Genomic DNA, 16793 nt, shown 5'->3' on the forward strand with positions numbered 1-16793 from the left:
CTAGTTTTTGTTCCCCTGTTCAAATAAACGTTTTTTTTCTTCCGTCGATAAACTTTCGTATCCCGAAGTTTTAATCTTGTCCAGAATTTTGTCAATTTCCGCCATTTTTCGGGCTTTATTTGCATTAAACTCTGCATCAGTCATCTTTGCTTTCCGATAGTTAGGATTTGTCTTAACTTTCAGTTTTTTAGGGCGAAACAGGTTTGAAAATACATCCAGTATTCTACTGACTCCTTTGCTCAAATCTGTACCTTGATGCAAAGATACAACAAATATATAACCCGCCAAAGCTCCGCCAAGATGTGCTAATTGACCTCCCGAGTTGTTCGATGTTAAACCAAAGAAACTGGTTAAAACGGCCACGGCGGCAATGTATTTCAATTTTACATTACCGATAAAAAGAAGTTGTAATTCCATGTTAGGCGATTGGAATGCTGTCGCAACAATGATAGCCATGATAGATCCGGAAGCTCCCAGTAACAGACTCTGACTGACAAGAGGCGCATAATAAGGAATTAAATTGAATGCAGAAACATAGGTCAGGGCAGCAACCAAACCCCCAATTACATAAAGTCCTACTAATTGTTTTTCAGAAAAATACAATAAGAAAATTCTGCCAAACCAGAAGAGGGAGAACATATTGAAAAAAATATGTGAAAGACTCTCATGTAAAAACATGTAAGAAAAAACTGACCAAAACTGAGTTAAGAGCAAACTTACATTAGAAGGTACTTTGAAATAATCCGCGAAGTTTATTTCTGGAGAAATTTTGAATAGTTTGAGTAATATGTCTAGCACATTTATAATTATAAATATGCCGACATTGATGTAAATGAGTTTTATAAGCGAATTTCCCTGACGGAAAGTAAGCTTGAGTTTTTCGAAAGCATCCATTTTCTTGATGAGCTTAAAAAAGTCTTTTCTTTTTCCAGTACATTATCAGAATAGCGCCAAAAAGCATTCCACCCAAATGAGCAAAATGGGCTATGCTATCACCTGAAAATTGTGCAACACCCATGAATAATTCAATAATTCCATAAAAGAATACGAAGTATTTTGCTTTTATCGGAATCGGAATAAACATAACGTAAAGTTCCTGATTAGGAAATAACCAACCAAATGCCAAAAGTAACCCAAATACTGCTCCCGAGGCACCGACGGTGATAGGCATGTTTAAAAACAACCGTTTCATCTCAATTAAGGCCGGAGCATCAAACGAAGATATATTCTCTAACCTGAAATATTGACCTATACTGCTTGAACTGTTAAGTAGAACTTGTCCAGAGTTTGCTGATATTGCATCGTCCAGAGCTTTAATGACTGAATGATATTCGATAGACCAGAAAGCCTGTTGAATAATAGCAGCTCCAACGCCTGTGACTAAATAATAAAACAGAAAACGTTTAGGACCCCATAATCGTTCAAGAATGCCACCAAACATGTATAGAGCAAACATATTAAAGAAGAGGTGTTCAAAGCCACCATGCATGAACATGTAGGTGATTAATTGTGCCGGATTAAATTTTGAGGATGCCCAATAGTGCATTCCCAGGATGTCTGATAATTCGGTGCCTGCTCCAAAACGGCTTAGTAAACCCGGGGTTAGTACACTTGCAAGCCATAATATTAAATTTATAGCAATTAAATTTTTTACAACCGGTGGTATAGAGCTTAGAAAAGATGACCTGTAATTGTTCATTTTTAATGAAATAATGAGAGTGTTTTTTAGAATATGTTTCGAGTCTTTCTGTTGGAATAAACAGGAACTAAATAAAAGTTCAAAATTAATTCATAAAGCAGTCGGATGAAACATGCCAAACTGCCTTACTACCTGCATTCTGCTACACAAAAGTAGTGAAAAATACTCCAAAAATATGTTTTCTAACATATTTTTGGAAAAGATGTAAAATAAAGTGATTTTTTTTAAATTATACGCTTGTTTATTATTTCCAAACCACTACATTTGCAGAATCAAAAATTTATGTTTATAGTTTCTAATAAAAAAAATCAAAATCTTATGAACAAAGCAGAATTAATCAATGCCATCGCTGCTGAAGCAGGTCTAAGTAAAGCTGACGCAAAAAAAGCTCTTGACGCAGTAGTTAAAAGTGTATCTGACGCCCTTGTTGCAGGCGATAAAGTTAGTTTAGTTGGTTTCGGTACTTTCTCAGTATCTGAACGTTCGGCTCGCTCGGGCATCAACCCAGCTACAAAGCAACCAATCAAAATTGCTGCAAAAAAAGTTGCTAAATTTAAAGCGGGAGCTGAATTGACAGCTGCAGTAAACTAAGATTAAAGCATTGTCTTGTTGAAAAGGAATATGGAAACGTGTTCCTTTTTTTTGTTTTAAAGACTAAGATGATGAAGGTTCGTTTCTTTTTACAGACAGATAGAATCGGCCAGTTTCTGAGCTTCCTCCCGACCTTTTAATTCTTCAACCAGTTTCAACGCAAATTGCACTGCGACGCCTGCTCCTTTGGCTGAATGTATATTTCCTGACTTTACAATTTTATTCTTAGATAATATTGCACCGTGCAGTTGATCTTCAAACCCGGGGTAACATGTAGCTTCTTTTCCTTCAAGAAGTCCCATTTTGCCTAATATAGACGGAGCAGCACAAATAGCAGCGAGATTTTTGTTGTCAGCAATTTGTCTGTTAATTAGTTTCTTCAGACCTGTGTGAGCATCCAGATTTTTTGTTCCGGGCATTCCGCCGGGAAGGTACAATATATCATTGTCTGAAAAATCTGTTTGTGTAAACAGAAAATCGGCTATGACGGGGATTCCATGCGCACCTTGTACTATTCTGTTTTCGGAGATAGAAACAGTCGCAACTTCTATTTTGGCACGTCTGAATATGTCGATAGGGGCAATGGCTTCAATTTCTTCAAAACCATCAGCGAGGAATATATAAGCTTTCATTGTGTTTTATTCTAATTTATAGTTGTAAGTGATAGTTCCTGTCTCAATACCTTTGCCTTGGGTAAATTTTGTTTTGTTGGCGGCGGACATGGCTTCTCTGCGCATTTCTGCGTCAGAAATAGTAGTAGGCGAACCGATGGAAGTTCCGGTTACCACGCCGTTTTCATCGACTCTGATATTGACAGTTATTTTTCCTTCGATGTCTTTCGGATAATTAGGTTTAGCAGGGTTTCCTGCATAAGAGCGGTTTCCGAGTCTGAAACTTGAGCCTACGCCCGAAGTTCCTCTACCGGCCGGATTTCCCTGTATTCCGTTGCCGGAACCGTTACCAATGCCTTTTCCTGTTCCATTTCCGGAGCCGGTACCGCTTTTGCTTCCATTTCCGTTACCGAACAAACCGTTTACCGAACTGGCCTTGTTGATAGCTTCCTGTTCTTTTCTTTTTTGCTCGGCTATCCGTTTGTTTAATTGTTGCTGTTGTAATTCCTGCTCTTCCTGTTCTTTTTTAATGCGTTTCTTCTCGTTTTGTTCGGCAATGGCAACAGAGTTGTTTTGTTGGGTCATAAACTTTTCGTCCACTGCTTTTGAAGTAGTAGTGGCTTGCCTGACTTGTTGAGGTTGGGTGCGTTCCACCATCGGCTTGAAGGGTGTGGCACTTCCTGCCGACATTTCTCCTGAGCCACCTCCATCGTCGCTATCGCCAAAAGCAACCATAAGACCTTCTTCTACAGGTTTTTGGGTGAGCGATGGCAAAACGGCAAACCACAATATCAGAAATATTATCAGGCAAGACAAAGAAGATCCGATTAAAGCGTAAATATTTGACTTTCTCAGATGGTTTGTATTCGTCTGATTAAAAGACTGTGACTTGCTAAACGTATATGTCATTTTTAGTAGATGTTTAAATGCTCCATTTTTTCGGATTGAAATCGCAAATTTCGTACCGTTTTATCAGCTGTTTTTACTCTAACTGCTTTTTGTAACGCTTTATTGTGTCTTCAAGTCCAAAATATAAAGCATCCGCAATAAGAGCATGCCCAATTGAGACTTCGTCTATCCAGGGGATAAATTTATGCATGTAGGCCAGATTTTCAAGACTTAAATCATGTCCTGCGTTGAGTCCAAGCCCCAGTCCTTTGGCAAGTTTAGCTGCAGCTACAAATGGGGCTATAGCTTTCTCCCGATCTTTTGGGTAATCAGTGGCGTAGGGTTCGGTATATAACTCTACACGGTCAGTTCCGGTTTTAGCCGCGAACTCAATATTCTTCAGGTCAGTGTCAATAAATATCGAAACTCTTATTCCTACGCTTTGAAAATCGGCAACCACTTCTTTCAGAAATTCCAGATGGGTGATTGTATCCCAACCGGCACTTGAGGTGATGGCTTCTGGCGGATCAGGTACTAATGTAACCTGATGTGGTTTTACGGATTTGACAAGCTTTATAAAGTCGGGCGATGGATAGCCTTCTATGTTGAATTCGGTTTTTAGCAGCGGCTTCAAATCCCATACATCGGCATATCGTATGTGTCTTTCGTCGGGGCGGGGATGAACTGTAATTCCTTCGGCTCCAAATTTCTCACAGTCTAAGGCCACCTGGCATACATTAGGAACATTTCCGCCTCTGGCATTTCGAATGGTAGCTACTTTATTGATATTAACGCTTAGTTTTGTCATAGTTCTTTTTAGTCTATTGCTTTACGTGGTATTTTTATATCTACCATGTCATTATTAAAAAACACTTGCATGTGTCATTTTCATTTAGTTCCTTTGCATAGCTTTTGATATCAGAAGCTATTTCTGCTACAAAAATAATTAAAAAAACGGAAGCTTGTCTGTTTACAGTTATCTTTCATTTATTTTTAAACTTTTAGAAGCGGAAGGGTAAATGGTGTTAAACATATTTTCAACCGACTTTTGAAATGTATTAATTTCATGACATTATGAGAATAGCCCTTTTTGGAAATATCTATCGGAGTGTGTTGCTGTCGCATGTTCAGATTTTGTTTGAGTATTTTGAAAGTAAGGATGTTGTGCTTTTGCTCAATAAGGAATTGTATGAATTTGTGAGTGAGCATGGCGCTTGTGACATGACGCGTACTGAAATTATTCTGGATGATAATTTCGAAGCTGATATAGCATTGAGTATTGGAGGTGATGGTACATTTCTGAATACTGCTGCCAGAATCGGTCGAAAGCAAATCCCCATTTTAGGCATTAACACCGGACGTTTGGGTTTTTTGGCCGATGTGTCGACGGAGGAAATTGTGCCGGCGCTGGATGCTGTTCTGGCAAAAAAATACAGCATACAGGACAGAACGTTGCTTGCTGTTGAAACCTCGGATGGTACAGCTTTTGACTATCCGTATGCGTTGAATGAGGTTTCGGTTTTAAAGCAGGACAGCTCGTCTATGATGAGTATTACGGCCAGTGTAAATGGCGAGAAGGTTCACACTTACCATGCCGATGGTTTGCTGGTGTCTACTCCAACAGGTTCGACGGCCTATTCGATGAGCGTGGGCGGTCCATTGGTAGTTCCTGAAGCTGGGAATTTCATTTTGTCGCCCATTGCTTCACATAGTTTGAATGTTAGGCCGCTGATAGTTCCCGATACATGGACGTTTGAGCTGGAAGTCAGTAGTCGTAGTCAGTGTTATCTGGTGGCGTTGGATGGGCGTTCAATGGTGTTGGATCTTTCCACTAAACTAAAGATTACCAAGGCGGATTATACAATTAAAGTCATTAAGCAATTGAATCATACTTTTTTCGATACATTGAAAAATAAGTTGATGTGGGGAGTGGATAAGAGAAATTAATTGAAAGTTGCCTTCGGCGATATTATTGGATATTAGTCCTTCGGACGTTATTAGTTGTCATTGAAATAACACGAAGTAACTAACTCGAAACAAATAATTTTTTAGAATGAGAATAGTTTTTATGGGCACACCGGATTTTGCGGTGGCGAGCCTGAAAATATTGGTTGAGAATAAATATGATGTTGTTGGGGTGATTACCATGCCCGATAAACCTGCCGGACGTGGACACAAAGTTCAGTATTCGGCGGTAAAACAATACGCGTTGGAGCAAAACCTGCGATTGCTGCAACCCGAGAAATTAAGAGACGAAGCTTTTTTGGAAGAATTACGCAGTTTGCAAGCCGATCTGCAAATTGTGGTGGCATTCCGCATGTTGCCTGAGGTGGTTTGGGATATGCCAAAATACGGAACATTCAACTTGCATGCTTCGCTGCTTCCGCAATATCGCGGTGCTGCACCCATCAATTGGGCTATCATTAATGGTGATAAAGAAACCGGTGCAACGACTTTTTTCCTTACCCACGAAATTGATACGGGTAAGATTATCCAACAAGAGAAAATTGCCATTGCCGAAACCGATAATGCGGGCATTGTGCACGATAAGCTGATGGAAATGGGAGCGAAGCTGGTGAAGAAAACGGTGGATATGCTTATCGAAGGCAAAATTGATGCGGTTGATCAGGCTCAATTTATTCATTCGGGCGTAGAGCTAAAAGCAGCTCCTAAAATTTTCAAAGAAACTTGTCAGATAGATTTATTGTGGGGTGTGGAGCGGGTTTATAATTTTGTTCGTGGACTGTCGCCTTATCCGGCAGCGTGGGTGGAACTTCAGTTTCCGGGACAAGCTGAAACCGTTGTGCTGAAAGTTTATGAAACGGAAAAAGAATTTGAAAAGCACGACTTGGCGGTAGGTACTATTGTAACCGACGGAAAGAAATCTGCTAAGATTGCTTTGACTGACGGATTTATTCAATTAAAATCGGTTCAGGCGCCGGGCAAAAAACGCATGGAAATAGGAGAATTGTTGCGCGGAATGCGGTTTTGATTGAATACAACTTTTCCGAAGTTTTAAACTTTGGAAAAGTTGTATTTTTATTTCACCGCTATCGTTTCAATCTCTACCAAAGCACCCAGTGGCAAAGCCTTCACTGCAAATGCCGAACGAGCGGGGCATTCTGTTTGGTAGTATTTCTTGTACACTTCGTTCATACCTGCAAAATCGGCAATGTCCGACAGGAAAACTGTCGACTTCACTACATCAGCAAACGTATATCCTGCCTCAGTCAGAATTGCATTGATATAGGCAAAAGCCTGTTCGGTTTGTGCAGTAATATCAGTTGCCTCAATTTTTCCTACTGCTGGATTTATAGGTAATTGTCCTGAAATATACAAAGTTCCGTTTGCTTCAACTGCCTGACTGTATGGGCCAATGGCGGCCGGAGCATTTACTGTGTTGATAATTTTCTTCATGTTTTTTGTTCTTAATAATTTGACCACAAAGATAAATATTTTTATTTTCTAATACCCTCATTTTTTTTTATCTTTGCAGTCTTGAAAAATTCAGAACCAAGAGTTTTTATAGCTCTGAGAAAGAATAGATTGTAACTTTCAATGCAATCGTAAATCGTAAATTCGTAAATCAAAAAATATAAAATGGAACTCGCAAGTAAATACAATCCCACTGACATCGAATCAAAATGGTATCAATATTGGCTGGACAATGGCTTTTTTAGTTCAAAACCTGATGGTCGTGAACCTTACACCATTGTTATTCCTCCGCCAAATGTAACCGGTGTGTTGCACATGGGGCACATGCTCAACAATACCATTCAGGATGTGTTGGTTCGTCGGGCGCGTATGCAGGGCAAAAATGCTTGTTGGGTTCCGGGAACGGACCACGCTTCTATTGCTACCGAAGCCAAAGTGGTAGGTAAACTTGCTGCCGAAGGAATCAAGAAAACCGACCTGACCCGCGAAGAATTCTTGAGTCATGCTTGGGACTGGACACACAAACACGGTGGAATTATTCTGGAGCAGTTGAAAAAATTGGGTGCTTCGTGCGATTGGGATCGAACAGCGTTCACCATGGATGAGCCACGCTCGGAAAGTGTATTGAAAGTGTTTGCCGATTTATACGAAAAAGGCCTTATTTATCGCGGCGTACGCATGGTAAACTGGGATCCAAAAGCGTTGACAGCACTGTCGGACGAAGAAGTAATTTTCAAAGAGCAACAAGGTAAACTGTTTTATCTGCGCTATAAAATTGAAGGCGAAGATGGGTATGCTGTTGTGGCTACCACTCGCCCCGAAACTATCATGGGCGATACTGCTATGTGTATCAACCCGAACGACCCTAAAAATGCACATTTGAAGGGTAAAAAGGTAATTGTTCCGTTGATTAACCGTGTAATTCCGGTAATTGAAGACGATTATGTGGATATTGAATTTGGAACAGGTTGCCTGAAAGTAACTCCGGCGCACGACGTGAACGACTACATGTTGGGCGAAAAATACAATCTGCCATCTATCGATATTTTCAATGATAACGGAACTTTGAACGAAAACGGTGCGCAATATGCAGGACTCGATCGTTTTGATGTTCGCAAACAAATAGAAAAAGACCTCGAAGCGGCGGGCTTACTAGAAAAAGTAGAGCCATACACCAACAAAGTTGGATTCTCTGAACGTACCGATGCGGTTATTGAACCAAAGCTTTCGATGCAATGGTTTATGAAAATGGAAGAGTTGGCAAAACCAGCTCTAAATGCTGTAATGAGCGACGATATTCAGTTGTATCCTGCCAAATTCAAAAATACCTATCGTCACTGGATGGAAAACGTGAAAGACTGGTGTATTTCGCGTCAGCTTTGGTGGGGACATCGCATACCTGCTTATTTCTTACCACAAGGCGGATTTGTTGTGGCTTTATCAAAAGAAGAAGCATACCAAAAGGCATTGGCCATTGTCAACTATCCATTATCCATTGATGACTTGCGTCAGGACGAAGATTGTTTGGATACCTGGTTCTCATCGTGGTTATGGCCTATCTCAGTTTTCGATGGCATTAACAATCCCGAGAATGAGGAAATAAAATACTACTATCCAACCAATGATTTGGTGACTGCTCCTGAAATTTTGTTCTTCTGGGTGGCTCGTATGATTATTGCCGGATACGAATACCGCGGCGAAATGCCGTTCAAAAATGTTTATCTGACCGGTATCGTTCGCGATAAATTGGGTCGTAAGATGTCGAAATCGCTCGGTAACTCGCCCGATCCGTTGGATTTGATTGCGCAATATGGTGCAGATGCGGTACGTCTGGGTATGTTGCTGACTTCGCCTGCCGGAAACGATTTGCCTTATGACGACAGCCTTTGCGAACAAGGCCGTAACTTCAATAATAAAATCTGGAATGCTTTCCGCTTAGTAAAAGGTTGGGAAGTAGCCGATATCGAGCAACCAGAATCGGCTCGCATGGCGGTAAAATGGTTCGAAGCGCAATTGAACAAAACATTACTCGAAATTGAAGATTTATTCTCGAAATATCGTTTATCGGAAGCTTTGATGGCAGTTTACAAGCTGTTCTGGGATGAATTCTCGTCATGGTATTTGGAAATGGCAAAACCGGCTTACCAAAAGCCAATCGACCGTACCACCTATGAAGCTACGCTTGGTTTCTTCGATTCGTTGTTGAAAGTATTGCATCCGTTTATGCCATTTATCACCGAGGAACTTTGGCAAGCGCTTGAAGACCGTAAAGACGGCGAAAGCATCATGGTGGCATTGCAACCAAAAGCTGCGGAAGTTGACGAAAAACTGATTGCTGAGTTTGAATATGCTAAAGAAATTATTGCTGGAATCCGTACTGTGCGTTTGCAGAAAAACATTCCGAATAAAGAAAGCTTGAGCTTGCAGATAATACCTAGTGAGGCCGTCTCTGAAAGTGACAGTCTCACTCAGTTCAACGCTGTGGTGGCTAAATTGGGTAATCTGGAAACAATTGAGAATGTGACCGACAAAGCAGCCGGTTCTATTTCATTTCTTGTTGGTACAACCGAATTTTCTATCCCTATGGGTAGCCTGATTAATGCCGAAGAAGAAATCGCCAAAATGGAAGCTGAGATCAAATACTTCGAAGGATTTATTGAATCGGTAATGAAAAAACTTGGCAACGAACGCTTTGTGGCAAACGCCAAACCGGAAGTGGTAGAAGCCGAACGCAAGAAAAAAGCGGATGCTGAAAGTAAAATTGCTTCATTGAAAGAAGGAATTGAAGCTTTGAAGAAATAAATTCCGGGCAGCGGCTTTTGTCGCTTGCCGGATGATTAATAGATTCATTTCGTATTGTTTGATAACGCGACAAGCCGTAAAAGAAACGGCTGTTCGCTTTCAAGCATCTCAAAACTAGTCGCAAATGGCAGTTATAATACCGAGCAGCGGCTATATGCCGCTTGTCGGATGGTGTGTAAAGTGGCAATTGTCGTGTATTGAAAGTTTTGGTTCTTTGTTAACGCAACAAGCAGCATAGAGCTGCTGATTGCTAGTGCCTGCTGAATGCTAAAGAAGTAAAATATGTATTTCCAGGAAGAATGTACATATCACGTTTACAACCGAAGTAATGAAACGTTGTTTTATAATCGGGGAAACTATATTTTCTTTATTCAGAAAATACGAGACCATCTTTTGCCTTTTGCCGATGTCTTGGCATATTGTTTAATGCCAAATCACTTCCATTTAATTCTTACTGTAAAAGCTGAGGGAGTCAAATTTTCAGATAAAAAGAAAAGAGAAGATATGCAGTTGCTACCTCAGGCAATAGGTACGATGCTGAGTTCATATACACAAGCTCTAAATAAACAACAAGGGAGGCGGGGTAATCTTTTTGCACATAATACAAAAGCAAAAATTTTGAATGATGCCAAAGATGACTATGCATTAAACTGTTTTATGTACGTGCATCAAAATCCAATATTGTCGGAATTGGTTGAAAAAATAGAGGATTGGGAATTCTCATCTTTTCCAGATTATATAGGTATAAGAAACGGCACCTTGGTAAATAAACAATTGGCATTAGATATTTTCCGATTAGAAATAGATCAGATCTACGGATTGACTTATAAAATTTTACGGGATAAGCTTGATGAAGATTTTTTATGATTGAATAATCGCTTATTTCGCTAGTATCGGACAGCGGCTTTTGTCGGTTAAGAAACATTCTTATCTATGCTGCAAGCGGCATGTAGCTGCTGTTTGCTTTCACAAATTCAACTCAACAAACGTATAATCTGATACCGCGCCGGACAGCGGCTTTAGACGCTTGCCGGTTGAAAAGCAGAAAGGCTCAAAGATTTACGCTACAAGCGGCATAGAGCCGCTGATAGCGTTGAGTCATCTCAACAACCGCGAAGTCGTCTCGACAAACGTATAAGTCATCTTTACAACCGCGGAATCAACTTTACAACCGTATAAGCCATCTCAACAACCGCGAAACCGTCTCGACAATCGTATAAGCTATCTCGACAACCGCGAAAGCATCTCGACAGTCGTATGAGCCAACTCAACAACCGCGGAATCAACTTTACAATCGTATAAGCCAACTTTACAACCGCGAAATCAACTTTACAATCGTATAAGCCATCTCGACAACCGCGAAATCATCTCGACAGTCGTATAAGCTATCTCAACAACCGCGAAGGCATCTCAACAACCGTATAAGTCATCTTTACAACCGCGAAACCGTCTCGACAATCGTATAAGCCATCTCAACAACCGCGGAAGTACATCTTATTATTCCATTGACAACTATAATAAACGGTATATTTACTTGGTGGTGATAATTGAAAACTCTAACTTTGCAATCATTAATCAAAAGCATATTTTATGATACCAACATATAAGGAACTTTGCGATTTTACGTGCGAAGTAGCCCGTTCTACCGGAAAATATTTATCGGAAGAACGGGTGAATTTTGATGCATCAAAAATTGAAAGTAAGGGGTTGCACGATTTGGTGAGTTACGTAGATAAGGAGTCGGAGAAACGAATTGTCAGGGCTTTGCAGGCAGTTTTACCGGAGTCGGGTTTTATTGCCGAAGAAGGTACGACAAAGAAACGGGGTGAGCGTTTTAACTGGGTGATTGACCCGCTCGATGGAACTACCAATTTTGTACAGGGCGTTCCGGTTTATGCAGTTAGTATCGGGCTGTTGGATGGCGATGAACTGGTACTGGGAGTTGTGTATGAAGTAGGACGAGATGAGTGTTTTTATGCGTGGAAAGGCGGTGGAGCTTTTTTGAATGGTGAACCGATTCATGTTTCGGACCGCAATGCTATGAATGATGCATTGTTGGCTACCGGTTTTCCATACTCCAATTTTGGTTTGCTGGATGAATATATCGCCGTATTGAAATGGGCGATAGTGGAGGCACGTGGAATGCGCCGAATGGGTTCTGCAGCGGTAGATTTGTCGTATGTAGCCTGTGGGCGGTTTGATGCTTTCTGGGAATATGATCTGAAATCGTGGGATGTGGCAGCCGGAGCTTTGATATTGATGGAAGCGGGTGGAACGGTAACCGATTTTTTGGGAGGAAAGAATTATTTGTTTGATAAAGAAATAGTGGCTTCAAACACCTTGTTGCACGGGGTACTCCAGCACAAGATAGCTGAACTTATGAAATAATCGATATACAAAAGTGATATGCTAATTGACGAAAGAGATACACGCACAGAACGTTTGCTTCTGGTGGCTAACGAAATGATGACTGCTGCCCGAACTGCGCCTAAAGGCAAGGGTTTTGATATTATTGAAGTGCTACTGGCTACCGGAGAAACTATCGAATTGCTCTCCAAAGAAATGCTGAAGTACAGCGAAAAAACCGGTCTGAAGTTTATATTGCGCGATGCTGAGAATATTCTACATTCCGAAGCCATTGTACTAATAGGAACCAAACAGAAAACTCACAGTCTCAATTGCGGGTATTGTGGATTTGAAACTTGTGCTGCTAAAAATGAATTTGCAGATGTTCCGTGTGCTATCAACACCGTCGATGTTGGTATTGCCATTGGGTCGGCTTGTTCGGTTGCAGCCGATCACAGAGTAGATTCGCGCGTGATGTTTTCTGTAGGAAGAGTGGCGCAGGAACTGGATTTGATGCCCGGTTGTAGTTCTATTTACGGAATTCCGATTAGTTGTTCGTCAAAAAGTCCTTTCTTCGACAGGGTATCAACTAATCCTTCAAAATAGGTTTATTCAGTAGCCGACAATTCTGAGCCGGCTTCGTAATTTCGGGTGCATTTTACAAATTCTTCTATCAGATTTGGATTGCTCTCGAAAGCATTGCCCACTACAACTATATCTGCTCCGGCATCGTAGGCTGCTGTCAATTGTTCCGTAGTTTTTATTCCACCTCCAACAATCAGTGGTAGCGATAATCCTGCACTTACACAGTGAATCATCTCGGGCGCTACAGGAGTGTCGGCACCACTTCCGGCTTCCAGATAAACCAGTCGCATTCCCAGCAACTCGGCTGCAACAGCCGTAGACAATGCTATTTCATTTTTATCGCGGGGTATGGTGCGCGTGTTGCTGATATATTCCACCGAACTTGGTTTTCCTCCGTCAATCAGTAAATATCCGGTTGGGATAACTTCTATTCCCGTTTTTTTTATGGCTACCGACGATGTTATGTGCTGTCCGATTAAAAATTCGGCATTTCTGCCTGATAAGAGGGAAAGGTAAAGCAATGCATTGGCTTTGGTGCTGAACTGTGATGCATTTCCGGGAAACAGAACTATTTTAGTGTTTACTTCTTCTTTTAGTAATTCAATCAATGAATCGACTGACGTAACAGTATGACTTCCTCCCACAAAAACCAAATCGGGTGTATTTGATTTGAGTGCTGCTATGGTACCGGCCAGTACACTTCCGCGACATTTGTCGGGATCCAGCAGTACAGCCAGCATTTTGCGGTTTGCCTCTCTGTTGAGTAAGATCGATTTATATACGTTTTTCATTTGCAATTTTTTTTAATCCACACAATAAGCCAGTGTGTAAGCTGAATTTTGAATAAAATGTAATTGATAAAGCTTCTTTGTCGGTACATGTTGCGCCATAATTTTGCCTGAAGGCTTAGTCTCGAAAGGGAAAATGCGCAACTGATTGGCAAAATCCACAGCTTCTTTTCCGATAATCTTGTACAGTGCCTCTTTCACCGACCATGCCAATTGCAGTTGGCTAATATCCCGTCCTCCCGACAAGTCTTTTTGCTCACCCGGACTTAAAAAGCGGGTGTAGATTTTCTGAATTTTATCGCTTGGACATTCAATATCCACGCCGATAGAGCACGTGGGATGTGCTATCACTGCTATCCAGTTTTTGCTGTGCGAAATACTTATCTGATAGCAATTGTCCGATAAGTATGGCTTCCCGTCGCTGTCATGTTCAATGCTGACTTCTTTGCCCAATAATTTTTTCATTGCCACCCGAACCCCCAAAAACTCTCGCTTGCGTTTTTCGGACACTATGTTTTTTAATTCTCGTTCGTTGAATAATACCAATTGTTTTTTGAGCTCATCAATGCTTTCGGTCAGGTCCCAAACCAATAATCGGATATCTTCGGTCAAAATAGAATAACTTTTCGGCATATACAATTTGGTTTTGTGTTATATCGATTGCATTACTTTTTCCATTCGAAACTTTCCATTATTCGAACAATATCTTCGCGTACGTATTTTGACATTGGGGCGATAGAATCCTTGTTAGGAACATTGTTGAAATACAATGCGGCTCTGAAAAAATGCTTTGTACTGTCGGTCAGGATAAACTGAACAGCTGACGCAGTATTGCCCTGTAAGTCGTACAGAATACCATGCACGTTTTTATTTGCGCTCTCGAAAGCTTTTTCGCCAATACCATCTGCTTTTACGCTGTGTTTGTAAACAATTTTGCGGGTGTCTTCCAGCAGGTTTATCAGATTATTGTTGACCGACTTGTAACTACAGAAAATGCTGGCATTCAGTTTTGGGTATACTATGTCAATCCAGTACTTGTCTCCATTTACTTTGCGTTCAACTATTTTTGCGTTCAGCGGTAAATCAAATTTGTAAGGAAGATCAAGCGTGTCAAGTTTTCTGTAAGCGTGCTTGGGCAGTTCTACCCGGAAGTAACCGTACGGACGAGGAATAGAAGCCTCACCACATGAACTTAAAATACCTACGATTAATGTAATCAGACAGATGTTTAAATATCGCAAAATTTTCATTTATTGTTTGTTTATTTCTGTGTTGGAATCATCAAGTTACCCCATATCAGAGTTTTTGAAATCATCTTTAATGTATAGTTTTACCTTTTTTATCCTGCGATTATCGGCCGCCACTATTTCGAACACATACCTGCCATAGTCTATTCTTTCATTCTTGGTTGGTATGTCACCTTTTAATTCTAGGATTAGCCCGGCCAGCGTCTCAACTTCCTCAGTTACCTTTACAAAGTCATCTTCTTCTATTTCGGCTATCTTGAAAAAGTCGTTTAGAAGTATTTTGGCTTCGAAAATAAAAGTATGGTTGTCAATTTTGGTGAACAATACTTCTTCGTTATCGTATTCATCACTTATATCTCCAACTATTTCTTCCAGTATGTCCTCCAGCGTAACCAATCCCGAAGTTCCGCCATATTCGTCCACAACAATGGCTAAGTGCACTTTGTTTGTCTGAAATTCATTTAACAAATCATCGATTTTCTTTGTTTCGGGGACGTAATAGGCCGGACGAATGAGCGTCTGCCACCTAAAATTAGCAGGTTTGTCCAGGTGTGGTAATAAATCTTTGCTGTAGAGCAGTCCTTTTATGTTGTCGCGCGTGCCTGCATACACCGGAATGCGGGAGTAACCGGACTCTATTTTGATTTCGAGTAATTTCTTGTAGTTGGTTTTTATGTCCACTATCACCATATCCACACGCGAAGTCATAATGTCCACAACCTGAATATTCCCGAATTTGATAATTCCTTCCAGAATTTCGGTGTCTTCATCTTTGTTGTTTGATGTTAGCTCCAATGCGTGAGATAGCTCATCCATTGAGATGTTTGAATGATTGTGTTTGGCCAGCCTGTTGTTTACGAACGAAGTGGAATTGACCAGAAAACTTACAAAAACCCCGAACAATTTTTCAATTGCCGATAGGTATGGAACGGTATAAACAGCTGTTTTTTGCGCAAATTGGGTGGCGTATACTTTCGGTATTATTTCGGCAAAAAGCAGAATGGCGAATGTAATGATGATAGTCTGGAAAATAAAACCCAACAGCGGAGCGCTGTCGAAATTTAAAATCGTATTGGTAAAGTAGGTAAGCAGGAAGATAACTGCGACATTCAGAAAATTATTGCCGATAAGCATGGTTGCCAGCAGGCGTTGAGGCGTTTTCAGCAAACGGAGAATGTTCCGATCGGCTTTACTCTCACTTTCTTCCAGCTCGTTCAGCGTTTTCGGATCCAGCGAAAAAAATGCTACCTCTGATGCCGAAATAATCGCCGAAAAACACAGCAACAGTATGCTGACAATTAATGAAATTGCGGCAGAAACAGTTAGAGGATGAATGGTTATGCCCCCATAAATTGAATATAAAACGTCCGTTCCCACTAAATTAGCCAATTATTTGTTTTTTACAGATACGATTTTATCTACCACAAAAGTATTAACTCCTCTCCAGGGTAGTGTTCCTAAATACTCTTTATAATGAAGCTCAACATTTTTACCGCTGCATCTCATTAGCGAATCGGCCACTGTTTTATCTTCCACCGAAAATGGGAATTCATACGATTGAACCGTTCCTGCTGTTTGTGCCCTGAATCCGGCTTGTATCATTTTACCTTCGTAGGTTTTGAAAATATAGCCTTTCCGAACAAAATAATTCAGTTCACCGGCTTTAACTCCCTCGCCAAATACAAAATAAAATTTGATGTAGATCCAAATTGCGAACACCAGAATGGCTATAAGTGTTCCAATAGTAAGCCCTTTTTTTAATTTTGGATTCATATTTTTGGGATAAAAGTTATTTTGGATA

The 16793-nt window shown here is 40.7% G+C and carries 18 protein-coding genes; 7 read left to right on the forward strand and 11 right to left on the reverse strand.

The features are described 5' to 3' along the window. Both PALPR_RS14230 and PALPR_RS14235 read right to left on the reverse strand, forming a co-directional pair. Positions 1-894, reverse strand: coding sequence for a rhomboid family protein (locus PALPR_RS14230; protein ID WP_013446357.1), 894 nt, complete (start codon positions 892-894; stop codon positions 1-3). Positions 895-907: 13 nt separating this feature from the next. Beyond that, complete coding sequence (locus PALPR_RS14235; protein WP_013446358.1) at positions 908-1699, reverse strand: rhomboid family intramembrane serine protease; 792 nt, start codon at positions 1697-1699, stop codon at positions 908-910. A 282-nt stretch (positions 1700-1981) separates the two neighbouring features. Here PALPR_RS14235 and PALPR_RS14240 point away from each other — a divergent pair, with 282 nt between their 5' ends. Beyond that, on the forward strand, positions 1982-2290 hold the full coding sequence (locus PALPR_RS14240) for an HU family DNA-binding protein (RefSeq protein ID WP_473225131.1): 309 nt from the start codon (positions 1982-1984) through the stop codon (positions 2288-2290). 89 nt (positions 2291-2379) lie between these two features. Here PALPR_RS14240 and PALPR_RS14245 read toward each other — a convergent pair whose 3' ends face one another. The 3 genes from PALPR_RS14245 to PALPR_RS14255 form a co-directional block, all read right to left on the reverse strand. After that, a complete protein-coding gene (locus PALPR_RS14245; RefSeq protein WP_013446360.1) occupies positions 2380-2922 on the reverse strand; it encodes a DJ-1 family glyoxalase III in 543 nt (180 codons plus the stop codon). Between the two features lie 6 nt (positions 2923-2928). After that, complete coding sequence (locus PALPR_RS14250; RefSeq protein WP_013446361.1) at positions 2929-3810, reverse strand: energy transducer TonB family protein; 882 nt, start codon at positions 3808-3810, stop codon at positions 2929-2931. Between the two features lie 73 nt (positions 3811-3883). Beyond that, on the reverse strand, positions 3884-4597 hold the full coding sequence (locus tag PALPR_RS14255; protein WP_013446362.1) for a pyridoxine 5'-phosphate synthase: 714 nt from the start codon (positions 4595-4597) through the stop codon (positions 3884-3886). 266 nt (positions 4598-4863) lie between these two features. Here PALPR_RS14255 and PALPR_RS14260 point away from each other — a divergent pair, with 266 nt between their 5' ends. Beyond that, the gene (locus tag PALPR_RS14260; protein ID WP_013446363.1) at positions 4864-5736 is read left to right on the forward strand and encodes an NAD kinase; all 873 of its coding nucleotides are present in this window, start codon (positions 4864-4866) and stop codon (positions 5734-5736) included. Between the two features lie 106 nt (positions 5737-5842). Further along, positions 5843-6781 carry a methionyl-tRNA formyltransferase gene (gene fmt / locus PALPR_RS14265; protein ID WP_013446364.1) on the forward strand — a complete coding sequence of 313 codons (939 nt, stop codon included), beginning with the start codon at positions 5843-5845 and terminating at the stop codon, positions 6779-6781. Between the two features lie 47 nt (positions 6782-6828). On the opposite strand, the gene PALPR_RS14270 is transcribed toward fmt, so the two are convergent. Next, positions 6829-7206, reverse strand: a complete 378-nt coding sequence (locus PALPR_RS14270) for a RidA family protein (RefSeq protein WP_013446365.1) — start codon at positions 7204-7206, stop codon at positions 6829-6831. Between the two features lie 183 nt (positions 7207-7389). Between PALPR_RS14270 and PALPR_RS14275 the strand changes: the two genes are divergently transcribed. The 4 genes from PALPR_RS14275 (at position 7390) to PALPR_RS14290 (ending at position 12978) form a co-directional block, all read left to right on the forward strand. Next, positions 7390-10026 carry a valine--tRNA ligase gene (locus tag PALPR_RS14275; RefSeq protein ID WP_013446366.1) on the forward strand — a complete coding sequence of 879 codons (2637 nt, stop codon included), beginning with the start codon at positions 7390-7392 and terminating at the stop codon, positions 10024-10026. A gap of 393 nt (positions 10027-10419) precedes the next feature. Next, a complete protein-coding gene (locus tag PALPR_RS14280) occupies positions 10420-10893 on the forward strand; it encodes a transposase (protein WP_148226488.1) in 474 nt (157 codons plus the stop codon). Positions 10894-11616: 723 nt separating this feature from the next. Beyond that, positions 11617-12414: an inositol monophosphatase family protein gene (locus PALPR_RS14285; RefSeq protein ID WP_013446368.1), complete on the forward strand. Its 798-nt coding sequence runs from the start codon at positions 11617-11619 to the stop codon at positions 12412-12414. Positions 12415-12432: 18 nt separating this feature from the next. Next, positions 12433-12978: a ferredoxin domain-containing protein gene (locus tag PALPR_RS14290; protein WP_013446369.1), complete on the forward strand. Its 546-nt coding sequence runs from the start codon at positions 12433-12435 to the stop codon at positions 12976-12978. 2 nt (positions 12979-12980) lie between these two features. On the opposite strand, the gene PALPR_RS14295 is transcribed toward PALPR_RS14290, so the two are convergent. From PALPR_RS14295 to PALPR_RS14315, 5 genes are read right to left on the reverse strand one after another with little or no spacing between them, the layout of a single operon-like run. Continuing rightward, on the reverse strand, positions 12981-13748 hold the full coding sequence (locus PALPR_RS14295; protein ID WP_013446370.1) for a phosphoglycerol geranylgeranyltransferase: 768 nt from the start codon (positions 13746-13748) through the stop codon (positions 12981-12983). A 12-nt stretch (positions 13749-13760) separates the two neighbouring features. Continuing rightward, positions 13761-14378 (reverse strand): 4'-phosphopantetheinyl transferase family protein, encoded by a 618-nt coding sequence (locus PALPR_RS14300; RefSeq protein ID WP_013446371.1) that lies wholly within the window; start codon positions 14376-14378, stop codon positions 13761-13763. A 32-nt stretch (positions 14379-14410) separates the two neighbouring features. Then, a complete protein-coding gene (gene gldD / locus PALPR_RS14305) occupies positions 14411-14995 on the reverse strand; it encodes a gliding motility lipoprotein GldD (protein WP_013446372.1) in 585 nt (194 codons plus the stop codon). 36 nt (positions 14996-15031) lie between these two features. Continuing rightward, positions 15032-16381: a gliding motility-associated protein GldE gene (gene gldE, locus PALPR_RS14310; RefSeq protein WP_419185417.1), complete on the reverse strand. Its 1350-nt coding sequence runs from the start codon at positions 16379-16381 to the stop codon at positions 15032-15034. Then, positions 16382-16765, reverse strand: a complete 384-nt coding sequence (locus PALPR_RS14315) for a hypothetical protein (RefSeq protein WP_041621009.1) — start codon at positions 16763-16765, stop codon at positions 16382-16384. Positions 16766-16793 lie beyond the last annotated feature (28 nt).

The organism is Paludibacter propionicigenes WB4, from assembly GCF_000183135.1.
GTDB classification, from domain to species: Bacteria; Bacteroidota; Bacteroidia; order Bacteroidales; family Paludibacteraceae; genus Paludibacter; species Paludibacter propionicigenes.